Origin of the sequence: Synechococcus sp. Cu2B8-bc1011, from assembly GCF_047302735.1 — a bacterium.
In the GTDB taxonomy this organism is placed as follows: Bacteria; Cyanobacteriota; Cyanobacteriia; order PCC-6307; family Cyanobiaceae; genus Synechococcus_C.
The window spans coordinates 993,764-1,016,815 of sequence record NZ_CP138915.1; the positions used below are offsets into that span (position 1 = coordinate 993,764).

At 56.0% G+C, this 23,052-nt stretch carries 23 protein-coding genes and 2 tRNA genes; 7 read left to right on the forward strand and 18 right to left on the reverse strand.

The window, feature by feature from the left end; genetic code table 11:
- Positions 1 to 6: 6 nt before the first annotated feature.
- On the reverse strand, positions 7 to 1,104 hold the full coding sequence (gene recF / locus SIC18_RS05095; RefSeq protein WP_250394833.1) for a DNA replication/repair protein RecF: 1,098 nt from the start codon (positions 1,102 to 1,104) through the stop codon (positions 7 to 9).
- A 104-nt stretch (positions 1,105 to 1,208) separates the two neighbouring features.
- Between recF and SIC18_RS05100 the strand changes: the two genes are divergently transcribed.
- Positions 1,209 to 1,282: transfer RNA gene (locus tag SIC18_RS05100), tRNA-Arg, on the forward strand.
- Positions 1,283 to 1,303: 21 nt separating this feature from the next.
- On the opposite strand, the gene SIC18_RS05105 is transcribed toward SIC18_RS05100, so the two are convergent.
- The 8 genes from SIC18_RS05105 to SIC18_RS05140 all read right to left on the reverse strand — a co-directional run bounded on the left by SIC18_RS05105 (position 1,304) and on the right by SIC18_RS05140 (position 11,789).
- Positions 1,304 to 1,765, reverse strand: a complete 462-nt coding sequence (locus SIC18_RS05105; RefSeq protein WP_048347927.1) for a hypothetical protein — start codon at positions 1,763 to 1,765, stop codon at positions 1,304 to 1,306.
- Complete coding sequence (gene ppc, locus SIC18_RS05110; protein ID WP_250394832.1) at positions 1,766 to 4,777, reverse strand: phosphoenolpyruvate carboxylase; 3,012 nt, start codon at positions 4,775 to 4,777, stop codon at positions 1,766 to 1,768.
- Complete coding sequence (gene gshA / locus SIC18_RS05115; RefSeq protein ID WP_413430320.1) at positions 4,774 to 5,919, reverse strand: glutamate--cysteine ligase; 1,146 nt, start codon at positions 5,917 to 5,919, stop codon at positions 4,774 to 4,776. Before gshA ends, ppc begins: the two co-directional genes overlap by 4 nt.
- Positions 5,916 to 7,448 (reverse strand): anthranilate synthase component I family protein, encoded by a 1,533-nt coding sequence (locus SIC18_RS05120; protein WP_048347929.1) that lies wholly within the window; start codon positions 7,446 to 7,448, stop codon positions 5,916 to 5,918. The genes gshA and SIC18_RS05120 overlap by 4 nt, the downstream gene beginning before the upstream one ends.
- A 47-nt stretch (positions 7,449 to 7,495) precedes the next feature.
- Positions 7,496 to 7,927, reverse strand: coding sequence for a photosystem I reaction center subunit II PsaD (locus SIC18_RS05125; protein WP_048347930.1), 432 nt, complete (start codon positions 7,925 to 7,927; stop codon positions 7,496 to 7,498).
- A gap of 94 nt (positions 7,928 to 8,021) precedes the next feature.
- A complete protein-coding gene (locus SIC18_RS05130) occupies positions 8,022 to 9,431 on the reverse strand; it encodes a sensor histidine kinase (protein ID WP_048347931.1) in 1,410 nt (469 codons plus the stop codon).
- Between the two features lie 7 nt (positions 9,432 to 9,438).
- Complete coding sequence (gene rodA / locus SIC18_RS05135; RefSeq protein WP_048347932.1) at positions 9,439 to 10,710, reverse strand: rod shape-determining protein RodA; 1,272 nt, start codon at positions 10,708 to 10,710, stop codon at positions 9,439 to 9,441.
- Positions 10,711 to 10,712: 2 nt separating this feature from the next.
- Positions 10,713 to 11,789: an Mrp/NBP35 family ATP-binding protein gene (locus SIC18_RS05140; RefSeq protein WP_048347933.1), complete on the reverse strand. Its 1,077-nt coding sequence runs from the start codon at positions 11,787 to 11,789 to the stop codon at positions 10,713 to 10,715.
- 114 nt (positions 11,790 to 11,903) lie between these two features.
- On the opposite strand from SIC18_RS05140, the gene hemF reads away from it, so the two are divergent.
- Positions 11,904 to 12,989: an oxygen-dependent coproporphyrinogen oxidase gene (gene hemF, locus SIC18_RS05145; RefSeq protein ID WP_048347934.1), complete on the forward strand. Its 1,086-nt coding sequence runs from the start codon at positions 11,904 to 11,906 to the stop codon at positions 12,987 to 12,989.
- On the opposite strand, the gene SIC18_RS05150 is transcribed toward hemF, so the two are convergent.
- From SIC18_RS05150 to SIC18_RS05160, 3 genes are read right to left on the reverse strand one after another with little or no spacing between them, the layout of a single operon-like run.
- Positions 12,916 to 13,815 carry a hypothetical protein gene (locus SIC18_RS05150; RefSeq protein WP_048347935.1) on the reverse strand — a complete coding sequence of 300 codons (900 nt, stop codon included), beginning with the start codon at positions 13,813 to 13,815 and terminating at the stop codon, positions 12,916 to 12,918. The genes hemF and SIC18_RS05150 overlap by 74 nt on opposite strands.
- A gap of 11 nt (positions 13,816 to 13,826) precedes the next feature.
- Complete coding sequence (locus SIC18_RS05155) at positions 13,827 to 14,381, reverse strand: cofactor assembly of complex C subunit B (RefSeq protein WP_048347936.1); 555 nt, start codon at positions 14,379 to 14,381, stop codon at positions 13,827 to 13,829.
- 31 nt (positions 14,382 to 14,412) lie between these two features.
- Positions 14,413 to 14,796: a hypothetical protein gene (locus SIC18_RS05160; RefSeq protein WP_048347937.1), complete on the reverse strand. Its 384-nt coding sequence runs from the start codon at positions 14,794 to 14,796 to the stop codon at positions 14,413 to 14,415.
- A gap of 125 nt (positions 14,797 to 14,921) precedes the next feature.
- Between SIC18_RS05160 and SIC18_RS05165 the strand changes: the two genes are divergently transcribed.
- Positions 14,922 to 15,566, forward strand: coding sequence for a ribonuclease D (locus SIC18_RS05165; RefSeq protein ID WP_048347938.1), 645 nt, complete (start codon positions 14,922 to 14,924; stop codon positions 15,564 to 15,566).
- Positions 15,567 to 15,602: 36 nt separating this feature from the next.
- On the opposite strand, the gene SIC18_RS05170 is transcribed toward SIC18_RS05165, so the two are convergent.
- Complete coding sequence (locus SIC18_RS05170) at positions 15,603 to 15,872, reverse strand: hypothetical protein (RefSeq protein WP_048347939.1); 270 nt, start codon at positions 15,870 to 15,872, stop codon at positions 15,603 to 15,605.
- A gap of 20 nt (positions 15,873 to 15,892) precedes the next feature.
- On the reverse strand, positions 15,893 to 17,122 hold the full coding sequence (locus SIC18_RS05175; RefSeq protein ID WP_413430321.1) for a lipid-A-disaccharide synthase-related protein: 1,230 nt from the start codon (positions 17,120 to 17,122) through the stop codon (positions 15,893 to 15,895).
- Positions 17,123 to 17,176: 54 nt separating this feature from the next.
- Between SIC18_RS05175 and SIC18_RS05180 the strand changes: the two genes are divergently transcribed.
- Together SIC18_RS05180 and SIC18_RS05185 are read left to right on the forward strand one after the other, a co-directional pair.
- Positions 17,177 to 17,247 (forward strand) — tRNA-Cys (locus tag SIC18_RS05180).
- Between the two features lie 534 nt (positions 17,248 to 17,781).
- A complete protein-coding gene (locus SIC18_RS05185; RefSeq protein ID WP_048347940.1) occupies positions 17,782 to 18,555 on the forward strand; it encodes an ion transporter in 774 nt (257 codons plus the stop codon).
- Between the two features lie 120 nt (positions 18,556 to 18,675).
- Here the strand turns inward: SIC18_RS05185 and SIC18_RS05190 are convergent, their stop codons facing one another.
- Both SIC18_RS05190 and SIC18_RS05195 read right to left on the reverse strand, forming a co-directional pair.
- Entirely contained in the window at positions 18,676 to 19,185 is a 510-nt protein-coding gene (locus SIC18_RS05190) for a hypothetical protein (RefSeq protein ID WP_048347941.1), read from the reverse strand.
- A 7-nt stretch (positions 19,186 to 19,192) separates the two neighbouring features.
- The gene (locus SIC18_RS05195; RefSeq protein WP_071841250.1) at positions 19,193 to 19,372 is read right to left on the reverse strand and encodes a hypothetical protein; all 180 of its coding nucleotides are present in this window, start codon (positions 19,370 to 19,372) and stop codon (positions 19,193 to 19,195) included.
- 49 nt (positions 19,373 to 19,421) lie between these two features.
- Between SIC18_RS05195 and SIC18_RS05200 the strand changes: the two genes are divergently transcribed.
- The gene (locus tag SIC18_RS05200; protein WP_048347942.1) at positions 19,422 to 20,381 is read left to right on the forward strand and encodes an aldo/keto reductase; all 960 of its coding nucleotides are present in this window, start codon (positions 19,422 to 19,424) and stop codon (positions 20,379 to 20,381) included.
- Here the strand turns inward: SIC18_RS05200 and SIC18_RS05205 are convergent.
- Both SIC18_RS05205 and purM read right to left on the reverse strand, forming a co-directional pair.
- The gene (locus tag SIC18_RS05205; RefSeq protein WP_048347943.1) at positions 20,369 to 20,995 is read right to left on the reverse strand and encodes a hypothetical protein; all 627 of its coding nucleotides are present in this window, start codon (positions 20,993 to 20,995) and stop codon (positions 20,369 to 20,371) included. The genes SIC18_RS05200 and SIC18_RS05205 overlap by 13 nt on opposite strands.
- A gap of 138 nt (positions 20,996 to 21,133) precedes the next feature.
- Positions 21,134 to 22,174 carry a phosphoribosylformylglycinamidine cyclo-ligase gene (gene purM, locus SIC18_RS05210; protein ID WP_413430322.1) on the reverse strand — a complete coding sequence of 347 codons (1,041 nt, stop codon included), beginning with the start codon at positions 22,172 to 22,174 and terminating at the stop codon, positions 21,134 to 21,136.
- A 333-nt stretch (positions 22,175 to 22,507) separates the two neighbouring features.
- On the opposite strand from purM, the gene SIC18_RS05215 reads away from it, so the two are divergent.
- Entirely contained in the window at positions 22,508 to 23,017 is a 510-nt protein-coding gene (locus tag SIC18_RS05215) for a septal ring lytic transglycosylase RlpA family protein (RefSeq protein ID WP_048347946.1), read from the forward strand.
- Positions 23,018 to 23,052: the final 35 nt, after the last annotated feature.

Below are 23,052 nucleotides of genomic sequence, written 5' to 3' on the forward strand. Positions count from 1 at the left end.
GCGACCCTACCGCGCCTCGGACTGTGATCTCAAGTTGTCGGCATTGAGAATCTGCGACTGCTCAAGCCAGCCACCCTCAAATGCGTCGAGATGCGTTGCACTGACTAGGCATTGATGGTTTTCTCCAACGGCCTCTAAGAGGGCCAGTTGCCGGGTGGGATCTAGTTCAGCCAAGACATCATCGAGCAGAAGAAGGGGCGGCTCGCCGCAGAGTTCATCGACCAGTTGTAATTCCGCCATTTTTAAGGCCAGGACCAGGGTGCGTTGTTGGCCAGCTGAGCCGAAGCGTCTTGCGGCTGTTCCATTAATCCGCATTTCGATTTCATCGCGATGAGGACCAACCCGGCAGCTCCCTAAACGCTCTTCTTCGCTGCGCTGTTCTCTGAGCTGTTGCTCAATCGCAAGTCGCCAGGCTTCCTCTTGCTCTTCTCCGATCAGTGCACTGCCGGGGGTGTAACAAAGCTGGAGATGTTCACGTCCCTCGCTCAACCTGTCTTGCCACACCGCTGCTAAGGGCTCTAATCGTGCAAGGGCTCTGAGACGCCTGCGATGAATGCGTGTGCTCACCAAAGCCATTTGGGTGTCAAAGCTTTCGAGGAGCGCCTGAGGTTCCATCCCGGAGGACAGACCTCCCCGACGCCAGAATTGTGCGCGTTGTCTCAGCAAGCGCCCGTAGCGACTGATGAGATCGGCGTAAACAGGCTCCAGTTGAAGGACGACACGATCGAGCCACTGGCGGCGCAGGGCTGGTTCGCCTCTCACGAGATGCAGGTCGAGAGCGCTAAAACCCACGCATCTCAGGGGACCAATTAAGTCCAGTTGTCGTTGGAGTGGTTTCCCATTGCGCTTGGCTTGGCGTCCGCCTCGGCGACGCAGTTCAAGCTCAAGGATCTGCTGGTCTGCGCACGTTGCCTTCAACAGTGCACGGCTGGCGTCCCAGTGGATAAGGTCCCCATCCTGGCTGGAGCGATGTGAGCGCAGGCTTCCGAGGAGCTCCACCGATTCCAGCAGGTTTGACTTGCCCACACCGTTGCTACCGATCACGAGAAGGCGTGGTGCTTCAATCTCCAGCTGCAGGTTGCTGTGGTTGCGAAAGCCCTGCATTTGAAGCTGGAGAAGCCGAATTGGTCCTAATGCGTCGTGTCGCTAAGGTACTTGGATCGGCTGGTTTTGCCGATCAATACCGGCAGCTGTTGCGGCAGCCGCAGGGGCATGTAGCTCAGTTGGATAGAGCATCAGATTCCGGTTCTGAGGGTCGGGGGTTCGAGTCCCTCCATGCTCGTCAAAGATCAGGCTCCAGCCTTCATCGGAGCCTCAAGCCCATGGCGCGAATCCCTCCAGGGTCAAGAATAAAACCTTGTTTTTTTAATCCCTGAAGCGCAATTGCGGGTGCGGAGATTGAAATGCTGCACCCTGGTAATTCTTTTTTCAAGCGTGCAAGCGAGTGATGCAGCAAGGCGTTCAATAGCAAGTCCTGATCGTCACCAGGACAGGCGGCGAGGTTCCAGAGATTGGCATTCAGTGCCAGGTCGCTTGTCGCTCGAATAAAACCAACAAGAGCTTGATCGCGCTCGTCGATGATGCTGAGCTGCCAGAGGCTGCGACTGAGAGCCAAGGACCAACGCTCCAGGGGATGGGCGGGTTCACCGCAGGAGATCAGCAGAGCATTAATCGCCTCACCGCTGGGATCGGGGGCGGTTTGTAGCCGGTAATGGGCAGGCAGTCGTGGTGCCGCGGCCTGCTGTCGGAATGGAAGCGGTGACACTCAGCCTGTATTGCGCATGCCTGCAGCAATTCCGTTAATGGTTAGAAGTGCACCGCGCAGAAGCTCGCTACGGCTGTAAGTGCGTCCATCTACATCGCTGCTGGGCGATTCACTCATGGGTGGTTGCCGGTTTTGATCTCTCAGTCGCCTCAACAGAGCGACTTGAAGAAAACCAAGCGGAACGATCGTGCGATTGCGTAGATCAACCGAGAGCTGCAGGGCTGGATCGGCATCTAGGAGTCTCTCCTGGCCTGTGATGGCCAAGACAAGCCCCTTGGTTCGGGCGTATTCCTCAGCCACCGTCGCGTAAATCTTCTCAAATGCCTCGTGGTGTTCAGCACTGCCCAAACTGGTCACGTAATGACGCGCCAGGTCGAGATCCACTTTGGAGAGGGTCATCTCCACTTTGGAGATCAGCATGCGGAAGAAAGGCCAGCGCTGATGCAAGATGCGCAACAACGTGAGTTGGTCTGGATCCGCCTCCAGCTCTTCACTTAGAGCCGAACCAACCCCAAACCAGCTGGGGAGTAAAAAGCGGCTCTGAGTCCAGCCGAACACCCAGGGAATGGCCCTCAGGCTGGAGAGGTCTCGAGTCCCTGTTTTCCTTCGTGCGGGGCGACTGGAAATCTGCAGTTTGCTGATTTCTTCGATGGGAGTGACCTGTTGGAAAAAGGCCACAAGATCAGGGTTGTCGTGCACCAAGGCTCGGTAATGGCGGCGTGAGCTCTTGGCGACCCGGGACATCAATTCATTCCAGCTGGGTGTCGCATCGAGTTGGTTGGTCACCAGGCTGTTTTGGACAACTGCGGTGGTCACTGTTTCCAGGTTGTACAAAGCCAGCTCAGGCAAGCTGTACTTCGAGGCCAGAACTTCGCCTTGCTCCGTAATTTTGATGCGTCCCTGCAGGGTGCCACTGGGCTGAGCCAAGATCGCTTGATAGGCCGGACCACCACCACGTCCGACAGAGCCACCACGCCCGTGAAAGAGACGCAGGGCAATGCCCTGACGAGAAGCCAAATCTTGCAAGGCAATTTGGGCTTGATGGATCTCCCAGTTGCTGGAGAGAAATCCTGAATCCTTATTGCTATCGGAGTACCCGAGCATGAGCTCTTGCAGCAGTAGCCCCTGGGTGCCGACCTGAGGCAGTAAATCTCGATAGAGCGGGGTCTCGAACAGTTGCTCCATCACCTCAGGCGCCCTTTGGAGGTCCTCTACGGTCTCGAATAGTGGGACGACAAGGAGGTCGGCATGGCGAGCCGAAGGATCCACCAATCCCGCTTCTTTTGCGAGTAGAAGCACCTCGAGTAGATCCGAGACGCTGTGACTCATCGAGATCACGTAGGTCCCGCAAATACGGCTGCCGAATTCATCCTGCAAACGGTGCAGCATCCGGAACACGTCTACCGTTTCCGCTGTGGCCGCAGACCAGCTCACAGCGGGAGGAATCAAAGGACGACGCGTTTGCAATTCCTCCATCAACCAGGCCACACGCTCGGCCTCGTCCATCTCTCCGTAGGCTCGATCTGGATTGATGTAGCGGCTTAGTTCGTCAAGTGCATCACTGTGTCGCGTGCTTTCTTGGCGGATGTCGAGACCTGCCAGTGAAAACCCGAAGATGTGCACCTGGGTGAGCAGGGTGTCGAGAGGTTCACAGCTCAGATCAGTGTTGACCAAACTGGTTCGGATTAGTTCAAGTTCGCTGCGGAACTCAGCGATCGAGCCGTAGTGGAGCGCATCACCTGGTGCGTTGCCTGGTGCACAGGACGGCAATCCTTCAGGAGGGGTTCGCCAGCCCGCATCTGCTAGTTGCTGGTTGCGCAACTGGGTGAGACGTAGGCGCTCAAGCACAAAGCTGAGCTTGAGGCGATAGGGCTCAAGCCGGTATCGGGTCGCGCGCTCCTCGTAGACATCTGGGAAGCGCAGGCGGTCCATTTCCAACGATTCGAGCAGTGGAGCACTCACCTGGCTCCATTGCATGGAAATGCTGAGTTGATTGCGAAGGTGTTGAACGGCACTGACGTACCGGTCGAGCATTAATTGGCGCTGATAACAGGCTGTACGCCAGGTGATCTCAGTGGTGACTGACGGGTTCCCATCCCTGTCGGATCCCACCCATGATCCAAATGTGCAAAACGATGAAGAGGGAACCTTGACGTCTGGATAGCTCGCAGCAAGGGAAGCGACGATCCTGCGCCGCAGCTGCGGCATGGCATTGAACAGAACCTGCTGGAAATAATGGAGGGCGTAGTCCACTTCATCCAGAACTGATGGCTTGAACTGATGGAGCTCATCGGTTCTCCACCAAAGTCGGATCTCTTCTTCAAGCTGAAGTCGCACGCTGTCAGTAGCCCCTGAGGGTGTCATTGGCTGCGTCTCAAGTTGCTGCAGGAGACTGGCAACGCGCCGCTGTTTATGGCGCACGGTATGTCGCACGATCTCCGTGGGGTGTGCCGTGAAGACCAAACGGATATCAAGTTCTTGGAGCAAAGACTCCAGCTGTGCTGGGGGAACGTTGAGACGTCTCAGGCGCTCAAATAATTCTCTAAACGTTGCCGGTTCGGTCTGGGTCGCCAGAGGCGGAGCAAATGGATCCACTTGCTCTGCTTGGTCCTGTGATCGATTAATACTCTCGAGATACGTGTCCTCTTCGATGCGTTGTTCCAGGATGTTGACAAGCTGGAAATACAACGAGAATGCTCTTGCTGCAGCGATGGCCTCGGCAAGATCCATCTCCTTGATGAGATCAATCAGTGCATCGGTTCCAGCGGGATGCTCGCCAGGAAGGACCGGATCACTGAGCTGCTTCATGAGCAGGAGTCTCTCGGCCTGCTCCGGTGGACATTCGCTGCGCAGAACGGTTTGCCAAAGGTCTTCAACAAGAGCAAGGCGTTGTTGCAGGAGCTGTCCATCGCCGGCTTCATTGCCATCAGCCCTGGGCTGTGTGCTCTCAGGAATCAGGGCTGAGGACGAAGGCATCGATGGGAAACCGCTATCAGATGGAGTCATGATCATCCCAAAGCATCAGCCAGGGATCTGTCGATCAGCTGTTCTTCCTGTTCCATCGCAAGAATTCCAGTGCGGAATTCATCTTCAAGGCTGCGTCCGCTCTCGATCCCTTTGAGCCAACGCATGGCTTGATTCCCTTCCGCAAGAACGGATTCGAGAGGGAGCAGGCAGGACGCCATTTCAAGCTCATGCGCTACGGGCATCACGGCATTGATCAGGTCCCTCAGCCAGTCGCGACATAAACGTTGGCGACCATCACGCCAATCCAGCAACTGCGCATCGAGGCTATGCCTAGCCGCAGCGGTGTCGTTGTTATCACTGAGCACCATGAGCTGATCCGCGCTCAGGTCACTTGCCTTGAAGGGGTCGAGTTGATCGGGCTTCCGCAGCAACATCAGCACTCGCAGTTCCATCAGGGCTGTTATCGCCAGCAGCAGATCTGGATTGGTGACTAAATCGCAGATTCGTAGCTCGAGCCGATTGAGGTCAAAGGGCCGTTTTGGACCATTGGGACGGACTGATGTCCAGAGATGGCGCACGTTGTGCATGCGCCCTTCCATCAGTTGAGTGTCAGTCCATTCCACGAAATGCTCTAGATCGCGAAACAGGGGAACGTGTTTGGGAGTGAGGGGGAATTGCAGCCAACGTTGTGAATGGACGCCAGTGATCTGGCCGTTGAGAAAGGGTGAACTGGCGCTCAGAGCCAGCAGAAGGGCGGCTTCACAACGCACAAGCCGAAGAGCTGCAAATAAATCGGCCGGTTCACTGATCCCCAGGTTGATATGAATGCTGGCCGTGACGACAGTGGTGCCGTAGGTGGCTTCGATGAGGTCGTGATAAGGGTCATTTGGATTGGATCGTTCAAATCGCGTGGCATCTCCCAACGTGAGAGTGCTGCCTGGGAGCAAGGTGAGATCTCGTTCTTCAAGCCATGTCCGTAGGCGCCGGCGCGGGGCCAGAAGGGCCTCTTTGAGTTTTCCGTAATCGGATTCAGGCTCTGTGATGTATTCCAGATTGCGGTGATCGGGTTCAACGCAAAATTCAGTCAGATCCTGCTTGACCAGCTCTGCTACACCAACATTTTCACCGGTTCTCCGACCGGTGAACAGCTCCACTTCAAACCCTTTGAGTCTGAGCTTTTGGATCATGTCCCTGAATCCTCAAGGCAAGCGAGAGCTGTGAGCATGGCGCGGGCCTTGTTCAGGGTTTCTTGATACTCAGACGCGGGGTCGGAATCGGCGACGACGCCAGCGCCGGCCTGTACTTGAATCTTCCATCCCCCTTCAGGGTGAGGACGGACCACCATCGTTCGAATTGTAATAGCCGTGTTGAGAGCGCCGGCTAGATCTACAGAACCGTAGACGCCAGAGTAAGGCCCTCGAGCATCGGGTTCGAGCTGATGAATGAGCTGCATGGCCCTGATTTTTGGTGCGCCGCTCACTGTTCCTGCCGGGAACGAGGCCATCAGTAAATCCCAGATGTCTCGACCTTGGGCCAATCGTCCTTCAACTTGGCTCACGATGTGCATGACATGGGAGTAGCGCTCGATCACCATCAGCTCCTTGACATCCACCGTGCCCGCAGTGCAAACCCTGCCTAAGTCATTGCGGCCAAGGTCAACCAACATCACGTGCTCAGCCCGTTCTTTGGGATCAGCAAGCAGATCGACTTCAAAATTTCGATCTTCTAACTCATTGCGCCCGCGAGGGCGTGTGCCGGCGATGGGTCTCAGGCTGGCACGAATACCCCCCTGGTCTGGTTCTGCTTTGACCATGACTTCAGGGCTTGAACCAATCAGGTACCAATCTCCGAAATCAAAGAAGGCCATGTAGGGAGATGGATTGACCATCCTCAAGCTTCGGTAGACCTCTAAGGGGGGATGAGAAACGCGTGTTTCCAGTCGTTGGCTGATGACGAGCTGGAAGGCATCTCCTGCGGCGATGTGTTCTTGGGCCGTGGCAACGGCTTGTTGATAGTTCTCAGGAGATCGATTGCTTTCAGTTTCTGGTGTGGGCCTTGCCGCAGGTTTCCAGCCCAGAGGACGGACCTGCGGCAGAGGCGAAGCCATGCGGTTCTCAAGCATCTGGATGCGACCCATGGCACCATCCCAGGCTTGATCTGCGGTCTTGGCCGCGGCCCTGGTGCTGCTCAAATCCCCGTAAGCGACTGCAGTGATCAGACGCTTCACTTGATCGATGATCAAGATGCTGTCCATCAACATCCAAACGCCGTCAGGTGGGGCGTTTTCGTCGGCTTGATGGACGGGAACGCTGGGTTCGATCCAACGGATGAGCTCATATCCCCACATCCCATACAACTGCCCTAGGGGTGGAAGCCCTGGGAGAGAGACGGGCTTATAGGCATTCGTGCATTCACGAAGAACCTCGAGTGGATTGCCTTGAAAGCTCTCTTCGTAGCCATCTCTCCAGCGGCGCGTCAGAACGTCCCCTCTGGCTGAGAGCGTCCACAAAGGATCACAGGCAATCACACTCCAGCGTCCAAGGTTCTCGCCACCTTCGACGGATTCGAGTAAGACCCCAGGCGGGTGGCCCTCACCGACCTTCAACCAGGTGGTGAGAGGGGTTTCTAGATCAGCGGGCCAGCTATGGGCTACGGGGATAAACGTTGCACCGCAGCGAGCTGCTTCAAAAAAGGCGGAGCGGTCGGGGCTGAGCATGAGGAGATTGTTGCAGCCGACCGCTGGGCATCATGGCCGAACGTTGGTCAGGAGTCGTAGGTGTTGCGACCGCTGAACTTGATATTGGCAGGATTGCCGTTCGCTCCGATACTTCTTGGGTTGTGTCCAACAATCGGACGTCCCTCGTTGACTTTCTCGGGGAAGACGCCATCCGCTGGATGCAGGAACTCGGTGTCGCCACCAGGGAAGATCCGATAGATCTTGAAGTCCTCGATCCGAGGCTTGAATTTGGTGCGGAGTTGGGTGCCCAAAGCCAAGCACTGTTCCTTACGTGCGAAATACATGATGTTTTCGCCAGAAGACATCATGGCGGCTCCACCTGTGGGGAGCTCGAAGGCTTGCTCGCTCGTGCTGGTCCAGGTGATCGCGTACTTCTCTTCAGTTTCCGCGGAGTTGAGCAGGCCGCCGGTGCTGCCGATGTACTGGGGAAGCTGACCGGTTAAGGCGGATGCTGTCATAGCTGACCTCGAAATTCGGCATGCCGTGATGTCCAGAAAATTAGCATTGGGCATCGGGCCTGATCGCCGTTCTGGCCTGGAATCTTCACACCCGTCAACAATGCGGGGCCAAAGGGAAAAACACGGTTAAACCCCGATCCCGTCGCTGGGTGAGCCGGCCACCCAGTCGGGCGAGTAAGCGCCGCGTCGCGGTCTGACTGAGCTGCAAACTTCCCGTGTCTGGATTCCAGCTCAGCACGGGACCAAGCTGGGCGATTGGTTCTGGACTGGCGAGCCCCTCTCCACGTTCTGCAGGATTTTGGCCGTGAAGTTGCAACTTGAGACGAGCTCCCGCGGGTTGAAGGGTGAGAACGAGCTGGCTTCCGCTGGGAAGACCTCGACTGCAGCGATCCACCAAGCCTCCCAGCATTGGTTCCAGGCGACTTGGATCGCTAAGAACGGATGGAAGATTGCTGGCGATTGCAAGGCTCAGTTCAATGCCCCGCCGCTGGAGCTGCTGTTCCCAGGAGGGCGTCAACAGGCCGATCATGCTGCCTAGATCAGTCTGAGCCAGAACAGAGGGACTTTCTGGCTGGCGCTGTAGTTCTGCCGCCTGAAAGATCAGGCCGAACCGGTCAATTTGTTCGCTGCATTCGGTGTCGATCATTTCAAGGCGCTTGATGGCGGTCTTGGGCAAGTCATTGCGCCGGAGCAAAGATCGGATCAGGGTGCGAATCGTTGAGAGAGGTGTGCGCACTTCATGGGCGATTGCCTCAAGCAAGGACAACTCTTCATCGGCCTTGCTCGCCGCCAATCCCTGTTCAATCGTCGTTTGTGGCTGCTGATGGCTCTGGGCGGGAGCTGATGTCGACGCCTGCAACGTCACGGTGGGTGCCATGCTCGCAAGTCTTACGGCCAGGCTTGGCCAAAACGTTTGCCCCAGGGCACTGCTGCTTTCCAGCGGGCCAAGCGCCTCGAGGGCTTGATGAAGAGCCAGGGCTTGATCGGGGGCATCCAGTTTCAGCCTCTGTTCAATGAGGCCAAGCACGCTGCCAAGGGTTTCAGGCTCACTGCGCATGAGCAGCTGACGTTGGCTTGGGCCTCCATGAAGGGCTAGGGCGATTTGCACTTTGGCCGTGATGACAACCAAGAGCGGGTCATGGCTGTCGTCTTCGTGGAGCGGTAGACGTCTGAAGGTCGATGCTTTCAACGACTGGGTTGCTCCTCCTTGGCTCTGGCGAGCTCTTAAGAGGTCTGGAGGGAGGAGGCTTGTGCTGGGTGATGTCAGCGCTCCGAGTGCCTGAGGTGCCCAGACCCACCCCTGCAGGCTGTTCAGAAGTTGGGGTGCATAGAGGGCCGGTAGGGGGGCCGCAAGCCACACTCCAGCTGGTGTTTCTTCGTTCAGTAGGAGCGTTTCCTGAAGCGTTTCCAACGCAGCCCACCACATGCGCCGAGCCGTCGAGTCATCGGAGCCTCCCGAGCTCACTCCCTGCGCCATCTGTTGGTGAATGGTTTGGAGCAACATCACTGGCTCATCGGTTTAGGGCCCGTTTGGAGCGCCTCGATACCGAAAGACATAGCCCCAGAGCTATGAAATTCACGACCATTGCACTTCGGCCGTAACTCATAAATGGAAGGGGAATACCCGTGACAGGACCCAGGCCAATGGTCATGAAGATGTTCACGACAACTTGAAACATCAGCATGGTGGCGACGCCAATCACCACGAGCGATTCGAAGTCAGAACGGCTTTGCCCAGCCACCTGAAGCAGGCGACCCATCAAGAGTGCAAATCCGATAACAACCAACATCGTGCCTAAGAATCCTGTTTCTTCTCCGAGAGCACTGAAGATGAAGTCTGTGTGCTGCTCAGGAATAAAGCGCAATTTCGTGAGTTGCCCTTGTAGGAGCCCCATCCCGAACAATCCTCCCGAGCCAATTCCAACGGTGCTTTGCAGCAGGTGGTAGCCGCCTCCCAGGGGATCTTTCGCTGGGTCGAGAAACAGCACGAGGCGATCACGTTGATAGTCCTGCAAGCCGTGCATCCACATCCATGGGGTGATGAGGGCCGCAGCAGATTGCACGATCATCACGAGTGCAAGTGCCACCCGTTTCCATGGCAACGATCGGTAGGAAATGATCATGGTTAACGGGATCCAGGCAGCCAGTCCCCAGGGGAACAGTCCAGCGAGCAAGGCCGTAGCCAAGGGTGAGAGCAGCAGCACGAGCCACTCAATCGGCATGCCAGACCAATAGAGCATCGTGAGCAGCAGCGCTCCAAAGACGAGCGATGTTCCGAGGTCGGGCTGGATAAACACCAGCAACCAAGGAATCGAGATGATCCCCAGTGGACGCAGCAGATCGACGGGCCTTTCGACAGGGTGCCGATCGAGTACCGCAGCCAGCAACAGAATGGCCGACAATTTTGCGAACTCCGACGGTTGCACGTGCACCCCGCCGATGCTGATCCAGCGTTGAGCGCCCAGAGCAGTGGTGCCGATCAGGCGAACGGCGACCAGGCTGATCACAGTGATGGCATAGATCGGAATCAGCAGTGGTTTTAGCCGCAGCAATGGCAGCCTCGCTGTTACGAGAGCGATCACAACGCCGACAGCGGCCGTGATCCAGTGGTGATACCAATCGGCGTAATCAGCTTGGCGCTGGGTGCTTGCGATTAAGAGACCCGCCACCATCACCATGGCGAGGGGGACACCCCACAACACCGGTTCCTTGAGTTGCCAGCCTTTGCGTCGCCGGTTGAGGGTGAACAGGCTGTGTTCACGACTCATCGGGCCAATTTTCATGCTCAGCTGATCGCTTGAAGGCTGTTGCCAACTGTCTCAGCCAACTCTTTGAAGGCTTGAGCACTGGCGGAGTCGGGATGGCTGATGCTGATGGGCTGGCCTTGATCGCCGCCCTCCTGCACTGACATTTCCATCGGAATCTGGGCCAAGAGAGGAACGTCGAAGGCGTCTGCCAAGGTCTTCCCTCCTCCCGATCCAAACAAGGCATAGCTCCTGTCGGGCTGATCTGGTGGGATGAAGGCACTCATGTTCTCGACGACGCCAAGAACCGGAACCCCCATCTGAAGGAACATGGCCAAGCCACGCCTGGCATCTTGTAAAGCCACCTTTTGTGGTGTGGTCACGATCACCACTCCGGCCATCGGCACGGCCTGGGCCAGGGACAGTTGGGCATCGCCAGTTCCGGGAGGAAGATCCACGATCAGGACATCGCGCTCGGTCCAGTCCACTTGGTAGAGAAATTGTCGAATAATCCCGTTCAGCATTGGTCCGCGCCAGATCACGGGTTGGTTTTCTTCGATCAATAACCCCATCGAGACCACGGCGACCCCGCAGCTTTCCAGTGGGATCATTCGCTGATCTTCACCAGAGCCACTGACCTCAGGGCTTTGATCGGCAACACCAAACATGATCGGGGCGTTGGGCCCGTAGATATCGGCATCGAGCAAGCCAACACGAAGTCCCTGTTTTGCTAGTGAGCAAGCAAGATTGACCGCCACTGTGCTTTTGCCGACCCCTCCTTTTCCACTGCTAACGGCAATCACCTGTTTGACACCAGGGATGGGCTGGCGTTCGGCTGGTTGGCCATGGCCGGCTTGACCAATGCCACCTTGAGACGGTGGGGTGCCAACTTCAATTTGAACGTCCTGAATGGCTTCAAGGGCTAGCAGGCGTTCCCGTGCTTCAGCGACGATGCGGTCCCGTTGACCTTGGGCAAAGCCAGGGAGATTGAGGCGGAGCACTGCCCGGGGTGGATCAATGCGTACGCGATCGAGCCAACCGAGATCCACAACAGACCGATTGCTGCCTGAATCCACAATCCCTTTCAGCAACTCAGCTGCCTGTTCTGCTGTGGCCATGCAACTGTTGCTTTGGTGTGGATCCTAGGGGCGCTGCCCATGACAGTCCTTCACACATGCTTGTCGGGACCTCTGTCAGGCTGAAAGGGTCGATTGATCGTTGATCGCCAGTTCATGGTTCGCTCCCTACTCAAGCGCCTCAAGGGCAAGATCTTGCTCTCCTCGGATGCCACGGGCGAGCGACCGCCGTCCGATTCCCGCACGCGAGCCCGCGCGCTGGTGCAAGGCCTCCAAAATGAAATTTGCGCTGGTCTGGAGCAACTGGATGGCAGCGCTCAATTCCAAGAAGAAAGTTGGGATCGTCCGGAAGGTGGTGGTGGGCGCTCGAGGGTGATGACCGAGGGACGGGTGTTTGAGCAGGGAGGGGTGAATTTTTCCGAGGTTCACGGCAAAGAATTGCCACCATCGATCCTCAAGCAGCGACCTGACGCGAAAGGTCATCCCTGGTTCGCAACGGGAACGTCGATGGTCTTGCATCCGCGCAATCCCTTCATCCCGACCGTTCATTTGAACTATCGCTACTTCGAGGCGGGCCCTGTTTGGTGGTTTGGAGGTGGTGCTGATCTCACGCCTTTTTATCCGTTTCTTGAGGACGCCCGACACTTCCATCGCGAGCACAAGCGGGCCTGTGATTCCATCGATCCCAAGCTTTACACCGTGTTTAAACCTTGGTGCGACGAATATTTTTTCCTGAAGCATCGCAAGGAGACAAGAGGCATCGGAGGGATTTTTTACGACTACCAAGATGGGAGTGGTCGCCTGTATCGGGGGCAGGATCCTGACGGACCTGCGGCGCGTCAAGCCGCTGAGATCGGCTCACTCCGCCTTGGCTGGGATCAGCTGCACGATCTCGCTCGCGCTTGTGGACAAGCCTTCTTGCCTGCCTATATACCGATTGTGGAGAAGCGCAATCCGCTTCCCTATGGAGAGAGAGAGCGTCAATTCCAGCTCTACCGACGTGGCCGCTATGTGGAATTCAATTTGGTCTGGGATCGGGGCACGATTTTTGGACTGCAGACCAATGGACGTACCGAATCGATCTTGATGTCTCTTCCGCCGATGGCACGTTGGCAGTACGGCTATCGAGCCCCAGAAGGATCCCGAGAAGAATTGCTGACAGATCTCTTTACCTGTCCGCAGGATTGGTTTGGGGATCCGACCCTTGAGGACCGTTGTCGCCCCCATCAGGCGATCGATTGACGCCCTGCTCCAAAGCATCCACAACGCGCAGCGCCAAACAATCGATCGTTTGGCGTTGGGTGTTGGGATTGCGGAGCTTCTGCTCGAGCGGTGGTTCCAGCATTCCAATTTCGAGAATGCCGATTCCCCGTCGGGGCCCGCCTAATCCACCTCGGAACAGTCTCGGGAAGCGCCCAAAGGCCTTTCCCAGACTTTCGTCAATCGTGTTGAGAGGTCTATTGATGGCTGGGATTAAGCCTGAGCCGAATCCATAGGGGCTATAGGCATCGAAATGAATTTCGAGGATGTATTCGCCTTTGGCTGAGCGCATCCTCGCTTGCGACCAGTTGGTCTTGGGGTGGTTGTCATTGCGGATCGTGAGAGCTGGTGGGTTGTAGGCGCTGATATTGAGAGATCGAGCTTTCCCAAGGCGAACGACCGCCTTTTGAACCTTCAAATTCCAGTACAGCTCGTCGCGCATTCGTGCATCCATCGGCGCTTGCTTTTTCACGCCAACGGCAAACCCAGGGGTGCCTGCACTGTCCATCCCTTGGGAGTCGGCATGACCTGCCATGACCACGATGGGAGAGTCTTTCGCCATAGGGGTGGTTCCCACCCAGCGGCCAGGCTTACGGGTCCTGGCTCCCAGTAATGGGTCAGGGTTGGCTGGAGCTGGGCAGACCGGTTGTTTAGGGAGAGTGCTGTCCGACTTTCCAGCGGCACTGGCTTGAATCGAGAGGCTGTGCTCTTTGGCCTGAGTGAGAACTAGGGCGACCATGGACAGCAGGGTGACGCTGATCGGGATGGTGCCCCGTTTGCGTTGCATCCAGGCCGGAATGAGAGGCATGGGTTTCAGTTTCAGATGGGGGAGGAGAGCAAGGAGCCATCGCTGGCAAGTTCAAGCGGTTCTCCTAGGGCAAGCTCAAGGGCGATCAATTCATCGCGGTGCGCCCGAAGCCTGAGGGTGCTCCCCTCTTGGGGTGCTGGTTCGATCAAACGGATTTGGATCCCCTCCTGACGGGCAGCCCGTTGGCTGTAAACCCATCCGGCGAGAGGTCCTAGGAGGACGATCGAGACCGGCCACCATCCAAGCGATGGGTTGAGCTCACGCAGCACAAGTCCAAGGCAACCTGCTCCAACCCCGCCGAGAAGAGAAAGCAGCACTGCTAAGGGGTTGCTAGAGGCCACACGCCCCCGATATTCGAGCAAACAGCGCTCTGCATCGCCGCCATCGCGAATCCAACCGCGACTCTCGAGCCACGTGCAGAGCCCTTCCATGACTTCGAGCGCTGGTTTAGGGGAGTGCACCTCCACCACTGTGGTGCGATCTTTGCTGGCAGCCCGTAGAAAAAAAACGAGTCCGATCGCCAACAGCAGAGTCAGCAACAATGTGGATGTCTGTGTGGTTGGCATCCGCCGCGTTTGGTTTTTTAGTCCACCTGTTCTAGGTGGTCACGGTTTCATGTTCGAGGAGCCAGCGATGCCATGGTTCCATCAACCGCTCAGCCTCGGCTCTGGCTTCTTCATGAAGATGGAGCATTCGGCGAGGACGGCCGCGGCTCGGGCAACGCTTGCTATAGCAATCGAGCAGTTCTTGCTGATTCAGGAAATCAACGGCTTGGTGCAGAACGGTTTCAGAGACGCGCAACTGAGGATGTTCCCGTTGAAGTCTCTGAAGCAGTCCAGAGGGGTAGCTGTCGTGTTGGAGCAGGCAGTCCACGATCCAGCACACCGCAAGTTCGAGATCTAAGAACAGTGGCGGTGGTTGCTGAAAATAATGCTCGATATCGGCCAGGCAGTTTTGAGTGGCGGTGCGACGGTGGAGCATAAAGCCGATCGATCTCAGATTGGTCTAGCTCGGTCTCGGTTTGATTTTCAAGCTGCGAATAGGAAAACATTCCGGGTGCGGACAAGCGGTCAAAGTGGAGAGCTGCGTCCAACCTCTCTGTTGCCATGACTGACATTTCCGCACAGCCTCGAGCGTTTGCTGTTTTTGATGGCGATCTTGATGCGGACTGGGCGGAGCGCTACAGCCATGCCACCGCTCTCGCTGTGGATACGGAAGCCATGGGCTTGATTCATGGACGGGATCGTCTCTGCCTGGTTCAAATTTGTGATGGTGAAGACCAGGTGTCCTGCGTTCGTATTGCGCTGGGGCAAACCGAGGCTCCACGCCTTAAAGAGTTGATGGAGCGGGCTTCCATTGAAAAAGTGTTTCATTTCGCCCGCTTTGATGTTGCGGCACTGGCCACCGGGCTGGGGATCAGGGTGAACCCCATTTTCTGCACGAAGGTGGGGAGCCGATTGGCGCGCACCTACAGCCCTCGACATGGACTCAAGGAGGTGGTGATGGAGTTGGTGGGTGTAGAGCTGGATAAACAGGCCCAAAGCAGTGATTGGGGGCGTGTGGATGAACTCAGCGAGACACAGCTCGCCTATGCGGCCAACGATGCCCGCTATCTATTACCCGCTAGAGACCGACTGAAGGAGATGTTGCAGCGTGAGGGGCGTTGGGACCTTGCCGAGCGTTGCTTTGCGTGCATTCCGGTGATGTCCGATCTCGATCGCTTCCGCTTCAACCAAACGTTTGAACATTGATGGCCTCAACGCTCTCGAGTTCTGTTGACCTGGACCTCAATCCTCCACCATGAATTTCTGATCCAGGGGCTCTGCTTCCAGTAAGTGGTCGAGGACTTGTCCCTGATCGTGCTCGCCCTTGGCTCGTTCGTTTTGTGCATCCGCTAGCAGGGTTGTGGCCACCTCTTTGCGTGACGTCAAATCTTTCGCGCCAATTTTGTTGGCGGCGAGTTCAACTCTGCGGCGTGCTGATGACTGGCTGATGCCCAGTTCTGTGGCCAGTTCCGCGCAGAGCCTGAGGTAGTCATGGTCCTGAATCGCGGGCATGGCTGAAGGACGATTGCCTTTCAGTATCCGTGGCCGAGCGGCAGTTGGATCAGAATGCGCTTAGCGATGGCTTCGCTACCGCCGGCAGGGCCCATGCGTTGGCGCCCTCTTCGACCCATTTGCAATCTCAGAGACGGATCCTCGAGAAGCTGTTTCAGGCGTGTGTTGAGCTCATGGCTGGATGGACATGGACGCACTGCTCCGCCGAGCAAGCGACTTTGGCGTTTTGCGAATCCTTGGGTGAACTGAGGCCCTTTCCCAGGAAGTGAGAGAGCGGGAATACCCAGGCCTACAAGTTGCTCGGTGGCTGTTCCTGCCGTTGCCACGCCCACTTCAGCCCATGGAGCCCAGTGTTCAAGCTGACCAGGTCCCAAGAGGACAAGGACATGTCCCTTGAGCCAGCAGGCTCCTGCCTGCAAGGCCTCACTCGGTGGCGGACTGGATCGAAACCCCTGGCGCTTGAGTTCTGCACCAAGGGCTGGAAGGCCTGGAGTGCTGCCAAGCGCGACCAGCACGGCAATTGGTCGGTCGCTGGGCAACGGTGTCAAACCAAGCAGCAAACGGCTGAAGTTCCGTTCTGCTTCAGGTATTCGGCTTCCGCATAGCAAGAGGATGCGCCTGCACCGACTCAGACTTGCAGGCGCGGTTGCGTTGCTCAGTCCATCCATCATCGGATTGCCAGGGGCTTCGGCACGGACCCCATGTCGTCGTAGCCCTCGAGCCGTTAAACGGTCACGGGTGACCACCAAATGGCAGCGTTTGTGGCGCATGAGCAGCCACTCCCATGGATCCCATTCGCTTCCCTTGAGGGCGTGATACTTGTCGCTGAGGTCGCGTCCAGGGCCGCTACGCCACGTGTAATCGCTTTTCGGGGTGCCGACGAAGCCGAAGGGCCGTCCCGAGCCCCAAGCCATCAACAGCGGGAGCAGGTCTCCCACCGCAAGGACAGCATCGACCTGAAACCGTTGCTTGCGCAGGCATCGCCATTGCTGCCAAGTCAGCAGGGGTAGCCCGGCGATGACATCCGCTAGGAGGCCCCGCAGACTTTGATTGCTAAAGCCGCCGCTTGGCAGCGGCGCGGAGGGTCCGATTTGTTGAACCCAGCCTTGTTCCGTGGCGGTCCTGAAGCTTCCCCCTTTCCCAACGAGCGGCAACACCTTCAGCGTTAGTTGCGGACGTTGGTTTCGAAGCGCCTCGATGATCTTCAAGGCGATGAGGTCTTCCCCGTGACCATTGCTGATGAGCAGCAAGGAACCAGAACCCTCGCTGATACGATCCGCTAGTGGAGTTAACGCTCCCTCAACGGCGGCATGGCCAAGTGGTAAGGCAGAGGATTGCAAATCCTTTATCCCCAGTTCGAATCTGGGTGCCGCCTTTGATCTCAACAGGCTCGAAAGAGCTTTTTTGATTGCTTTGCGTCTCCCCACGCTACGCAAAATCCTCAAATTCTTTGCTCAGAGTGTGTCTCATTTGAGATGAGTCGTGGTCTTGTTGTTGAAGGGCTTTTAAGGAGCTTGCGCTTGCTCTCCCCTTGAGGCATCTTCCCAGATCTCCGTTATCTGAGGGTTTTGATCATGCGATTGGTTTGTGTCTGAGAGAAGCCTGCGATTGAGGTCAGGAATGAGCGTTGCGTCTTGGAGGGCCGTTCTTCTGAATGTCCCGCTCAAGGTCAAGGGAGGTCAAGGGTGAAGTAAAAAAGCCCCAGGAGAGTTCGATCTCCTGGGGCCTGAGTGGTTCTCATGCGACTACGCCGTTCTACGTGAGCTCCTGGGTATTTGTGCTTACGGGATGCCGTCGGTTGAGGTTCGGTTGTCCATGGCCGCTTCTTTTCGCGCGCAGTGCGTCTGCGCTTGGGTGGCGATGAAGGGATTTTGGCATCAAGATAAATGCACTTTGATGGGTAGATTGGGTGAAAAATATTAGAAATAAGCTTCTTGTTTTGCTTGGGGAAGACCAAAGTGGTCGAAAAAGTACGTTTGTTGTTAAGGCTATTGGGGCTTTGATTGTCCTGTCAATTCTTTTGGCGATTCTTGCTACGGAGCCAGTGATTCGTGGGCCTCATCTTGATCTTTTGGCGAAACTAGATCTGGTTGTGGCGATCTTGTTCCTGGCAGAATATCTTTCTCGTTTATGGATTGCGCCCTTAAGGGTTGGAGCTCGTAAAGGAGTGCGAGGTGCTTTGGACTTCGCGATCACCCCCATGGCGATTCTTGATCTTGTTGCAATTGCGCCAACGATTCTTGGTTTTATTACTCCTGAGCTTTACCTCCTTCGAATTATTCGTCTTGCGCGAATTGGAAGAGTAGGCCGGTCTAAGCGTTTTCAGAAAAGCGTGAGGCATTTCAATCGTGCCATTACTTCGAAGAAGGAGGAGCTGCAAATTTCCGCAATTTATTCGGCTGTTGTTATTAGTATTAGCAGTGCTTTGATGTATTTAGTTGAAGGAGGTGTTCAGTCTGAGCAGTTTGGCTCCATTCCTAGATGTCTTTGGTGGGCGGTGATTACCGTCACAACTGTTGGCTACGGAGATGTGTCTCCGGAGACTGCGGCGGGAAAGATTGTTGCTGCTATGACAGCATTGTTTGGGATTGCTGTGATCGCTATTCCTATCGGGATTATTTCTTCTGGTTTTACTGATTCTCTTAGTTTAGAGAAAGCAGGCTTAGGCTCAAAGAATAGTTAATCTTTGGCTGTATTTTGGATAAGGATTCTCGATTGAGGCGTCTTCGGGAGGGCGCAATTGGATTGCTTGATGATGCAGGTTGTCGTTGTTTAATGCAGTCAAATAAATGAGTTTTTAAGTTTAGAGATAGGCCTCGGCTTTGTAAATCTCACCATTGAAGTGCAAAGCGCTGCAGCGTAGAACTCGGTTTTTCAAGCTACATTCTCCCTTTTTAGCGGCCCAAGCCTTGGGTAAGCCCATTGCAATTCCATTGGAGTTGAAGGATGCCTCGGCCACGCTTGAGACCGTGCTTTGCCAGGAAGCGGCGTCTAAGCGACAGGCTCCAGTGCTGCATTTCAGAGGCGATTCTCCTTGCTTTGTGAAGGTTACAAAGGTGAGTTGTCTACGGGAATTTTTGCTGGTTCCATGACCAATGAAACGCACGGCTGCGACGGATGGACTCCGCCCTTTCAGCTGCAAGGTGATGCAGGCAACGCTGTCTTGCGTGCTGTCGATGAAGGAACACCTCTTTGTATCGGTTTCGTAGCGGCCAATCTTGAGATTCGGATCGGCAGCCCCTTTCGTCTGAAAGATGAGCATGCTGCTCAGCAGGACCAAGCTGCTTAATCGCAGATAGGGAGAGCAATCCATGATCCGTTTAGTAATCGTTATCGGCTACGCAGATGCCCATGCACCGGATGCCGTTGGAGGCCGTACGACGGCAGTGGGGGCATAGGACCTTTTCGCTTTGGCCAGATGTCATGCCATCCCCTGCTCCATTGGACTCATCCACGGATCGTTTGCTCGTGCTGATGATGGATTCTGCGTTCGATGCCATGGCGAGCGCTGCTTTACGGCGATCATGGCGTGCAGAGTGAAAGGCCGGCGTGACGGGAATCGGATTTGGGACTTGGGCCTGGGGTAACCAACTGCTGTGGGGTTACCAGCCGGAGCGAGATGATCCCGATCTTGCGGCCACCCTAAGTGCAGCTGTTCAAGGCGGACTCTCTCTTGTGGATACCGCCGATTCCTACGGCACGGGGCGTCTCAATGGGCGTAGCGAGCTGTTGCTGGGTCAGTTTCTCCGCGCCATGGAGCCGGCTCAGTCCCAACAGCTCAAGGTGGCAACCAAGCTCGCTCCATTCCCTTGGCGGTTGGGGCGCGCTGGCTTTAAGCGTGCATTCGATGCCAGTAAACAGCGTTTGGGAGGGCATCTGGATCGCATCCAATTGCATTGGAGCACTGCTCGGTATGCCCCTTGGCAAGAATTGCCTTTGCTCGATGGGCTCGGTGACCTGGTCGAGCAAGGCTTGGTGCCAGAACTTGGCTTGTCCAATGTGGGACCGAAGCGTCTTCGCTTCCTTCATGGACATCTTTTGACCAGAGGAATCCGCCTTCAGAGCGTTCAAGTTCAGCTCTCTCTGCTCGCACCTGAACCGGTCCTCAATGGCCAGTTGGCGCAAGTGTGCCAGGAGCTCGGTGTTGAGTTGTTGGCCTACAGCCCCTTGGCCCTTGGAGTTTTGGCGATTCCTCCGGGACTGCAGGGCACCAGCTCAACGATGCTGCGTTCACGGTTGTTTCAGCGTTTGCTGCCAGCCAGTGAGGACTTGCGCTCAGTGATGGTTGAGATCGCAATCCAACGAAGTGCCTCGATGGCACAAGTTGCTTTGAATTGGTGCCGGGCCCATGGAGCTTGCCCGATTCCTGGACTCAGGCGCCCAATCCAAGCCCATGATGCGGCCAAGGCTTTGCGTTGGTCACTAAGTGCTACCGAAAGGCAAGCGTTGGATCAACTTAGTCAACGAACATCGGCGCGCATGCCCGCTAATCCATTTCAGAGTGCTTGATCAGCAGGATCGGGGTCTGGACTCACTACCACAGGCAAGGATGATGATTTGCCTTGAAATGGAATGACCTTGACCGGGGATGGATTGGAACTTTCTTCTTGAACCTTGGATTGTTCGCAGGCATTCAAAGCTTCTTGAAGCAGGGAATCGAACGTGGCCCCTGGTAAACGATGCCTGGCGATTTCGAGAAATGTTCTTGGTAGGGACTCTCCCGCTGCACTCAGGACTGCTGGGTTCTCACGGCGCTGCTGTTGCTCGTCCTCAATCGCACGAAGAAAGCGATGGGTCACATCCCGCTTGGTACAAGCTTTGATTAAAGTGTCACGATCGGCAATCGGCTGATCAGCAATCTCTTCAAGTTCAACAATCCTGCGCTCGAGGCTTTCAAGAACTTCGGTAGCTTCTTTTGTGATGTTTGCGAGTTGACCGTCCGATAGGAACGGCATATCTGCAACAAAAACTTTCCCGTGATCTTTGAGGGCTAAAAACGTAGGCCTGGGACCTTGGCGATGAGCTGAACCACGGTCATAATTTCCGCCTAGAGGACGACGTGGAGGCGTAGGACCAGCAGAAGATCGTCTACGAGTCGTTCTTTGAATTCTATCGAAAGCCATTTCTAGTTAAAGATTTAACGCTCTACTTGCGGCGAATGCCGAAGTGCCATACCAACACTAACGATTAAAACCCTAAAAAGGTTTCAGAGTCCAGCCAGTTTCAGGAGCTGACGCAATCCATGGAATAGGGAGCAGATCTCATGCTGGGAGTCCTAAGACAGACCCTTTCCCCACGTCGCCTGATGACTCCTCGATGCGTCCGATAGTCCAGGCCTGAATTCCCTCCGATTCGCATGCTTTCTCAGCGATTGATACCCCGTCTTCAGGGACGATCAGGCAGTAGCCAATCCCGAGATTAAACGTATGCCAGAGGTCCCGTTCTGGGATGTCGCCGTGGGACTGAAGCCAGTCATAGACAGCCGGGCGTGTCCAGCTGGAGGGGTCCACGATTGCTTGTAGGCCCTCTGGAAGGCAGCGAGGCAGGTTTTCAGGTAGCCCTCCTCCGGTGATGTGAGCCATTCCATGGGTGGGTGTACCTGCGTCGAGCACGGCTTTCACAAGGCGCCCATAGAGATGTGTGGGGGTGAGCAAGGACTCGATCAAAGGTTGATTGTCGGGGCCGAAGGTGGTTTCAGCATTGGCTCCAGCTTCTGTGAGCACCCTGCGCACCAGGCTGAAGCCATTGCTGTGAATGCCGCTGCTGGCAATGCCCAGAATGCGATCGTTCGCGCGGATTTGTCGACCGTCGATGAGTTGCTCCTCCTCGACAACGGCCACGCAGAAGCCGGCTAAGTCGTAACGCCCTGGTGGATAGAACCCGGGCATTTCAGCGGTTTCGCCACCCAATAGGGCGCATCCACTCATGCGACAGCCCTCGGCAATGCCCTCCACCACGGTGGCCATGGCCTCAGGGCTCAAGGCTCCCGTGGCCATGTAGTCGAGGAAAAAGAGAGGTTCAGCGCCACTGGTGATCACATCGTTGACACACATGGCCACGAGGTCGATCCCCACGTTGTGATGACCGCCATGGTCTTGAGCGAGTTCAAGCTTGGTGCCAACGCCATCGGTCCCTGATACCAATAGAGGTTTGTTCAGGCCTGCCGGAAGGCGCATCAGGCCGCCAAAGCCACCGAGTCCGCCCACGACCTCTGGTCGGTGTGTTGCTTCTACGCTCTTGCGGATTCTGTTGACGAAGGCGCGCCCCGCCTCCACATCGACCCCAGCGGTTTTGTAGTCCATTCAAGAATGCTTCAGTTCACTAATCCTCCTCTTTCGCGGCACGTGGTGTGCCTGGCATGGGACCGTCCAATGCTCTCATGAGTTTGGCTTGTTGGTGGGATCAGGTTTCCTGATGCGCTGTCCCTTCGATGGCCTCGCTTAGCCCTGTGCCGGTATGACATCTCAGGGTTGTGTCGTTGATCTCGGCCAAAGGAGCTGTCCAAAAGTGCCTCAACAAGATTGAAAAAGGTTTTTAGCTTGATGAAACCTTGAAACGAGAGATCATTCGGAGGAGACAACCAAGTCCGCTTTTCGGACATTGCTGGCTGTCTCGAGGCTGAATGATCGATTTGTATGCACCGATCTTTCCCTTTTGCGACTTGTGCCACCGGGCTTTTTGCTACGGGTTTTGCATTGTTTCCAGTTTTGGCGCGTGACGTAGCCACCACTGAGTTCTACGACCCTTTTGAGCCCTTGGCTCCCAAGACTGAACAGGCGGCTGCGCCAAAAGCTCCTGTGGTTGTTCCGCCCCCTGTCGTGGCTGAGCCAAAACCTGCAAAGACGTTGGTTGTCTCCACTTCAACGGGAGAAGCAAGTTGGTACGGACCTGGTTTTTTTGGCAATCGCACGGCCAATGGAGAGGTGTTTAGGCCTGGAACCATGACGGCAGCACACCGAACGTTGCCCTTCGGAACCAAGGTGAAAGTGACGAATCTCAGAAACGGTAAGGAAACGATTGTTCGTATCAACGACAGAGGACCATTCAGTGGCCATCGAGTGATTGATATTGCTCACGGTGCAGCTCATCACCTTGGATTGGTGTCCAGTGGAATTGCACAAGTTCGCCTCGAGGTGCTGCGCTGAGCATTCAGGTTCTTCGTTCTCTGCACGACCTTCAA

Bases quoted from the DNA above. Each gene is read 5' to 3' on its own strand.
- SIC18_RS05150 (WP_048347935.1), bottom strand. From the start codon at position 13,815: ATGCCTCTCATTCCGGCCTGGATGCAACGCAAACGGGGCACCATCCCG.
- SIC18_RS05140 (WP_048347933.1), bottom strand. From the start codon at position 11,789: ATGGCCACAGCAGAACAGGCAGCTGAGTTGCTGAAAGGGATTGTGGAT.
- ppc (WP_250394832.1), bottom strand. From the start codon at position 4,777: ATGATCATGACTCCATCTGATAGCGGTTTCCCATCGATGCCTTCGTCC.
- SIC18_RS05120 (WP_048347929.1), bottom strand. From the start codon at position 7,448: ATGCTCAGCCCCGACCGCTCCGCCTTTTTTGAAGCAGCTCGCTGCGGT.
- gshA (WP_413430320.1), bottom strand. From the start codon at position 5,919: ATGATCCAAAAGCTCAGACTCAAAGGGTTTGAAGTGGAGCTGTTCACC.
- SIC18_RS05155 (WP_048347936.1), bottom strand. From the start codon at position 14,381: ATGCCAACCACACAGACATCCACATTGTTGCTGACTCTGCTGTTGGCG.
- SIC18_RS05195 (WP_071841250.1), bottom strand. From the start codon at position 19,372: ATGGCATCGAACGCAGAATCCATCATCAGCACGAGCAAACGATCCGTG.
- SIC18_RS05130 (WP_048347931.1), bottom strand. From the start codon at position 9,431: ATGTTGCTCCAAACCATTCACCAACAGATGGCGCAGGGAGTGAGCTCG.
- SIC18_RS05190 (WP_048347941.1), bottom strand. From the start codon at position 19,185: ATGGATTGCTCTCCCTATCTGCGATTAAGCAGCTTGGTCCTGCTGAGC.
- SIC18_RS05125 (WP_048347930.1), bottom strand. From the start codon at position 7,927: ATGACAGCATCCGCCTTAACCGGTCAGCTTCCCCAGTACATCGGCAGC.
- SIC18_RS05215 (WP_048347946.1), top strand. From the start codon at position 22,508: ATGCACCGATCTTTCCCTTTTGCGACTTGTGCCACCGGGCTTTTTGCT.
- SIC18_RS05165 (WP_048347938.1), top strand. From the start codon at position 14,922: ATGACTGACATTTCCGCACAGCCTCGAGCGTTTGCTGTTTTTGATGGC.
- SIC18_RS05205 (WP_048347943.1), bottom strand. From the start codon at position 20,995: ATGGCTTTCGATAGAATTCAAAGAACGACTCGTAGACGATCTTCTGCT.
- rodA (WP_048347932.1), bottom strand. From the start codon at position 10,710: ATGAAAATTGGCCCGATGAGTCGTGAACACAGCCTGTTCACCCTCAAC.
- purM (WP_413430322.1), bottom strand. From the start codon at position 22,174: ATGGACTACAAAACCGCTGGGGTCGATGTGGAGGCGGGGCGCGCCTTC.
- SIC18_RS05160 (WP_048347937.1), bottom strand. From the start codon at position 14,796: ATGCTCCACCGTCGCACCGCCACTCAAAACTGCCTGGCCGATATCGAG.
- SIC18_RS05170 (WP_048347939.1), bottom strand. From the start codon at position 15,872: ATGCCCGCGATTCAGGACCATGACTACCTCAGGCTCTGCGCGGAACTG.
- hemF (WP_048347934.1), top strand. From the start codon at position 11,904: ATGGTTCGCTCCCTACTCAAGCGCCTCAAGGGCAAGATCTTGCTCTCC.
- recF (WP_250394833.1), bottom strand. From the start codon at position 1,104: ATGCAGGGCTTTCGCAACCACAGCAACCTGCAGCTGGAGATTGAAGCA.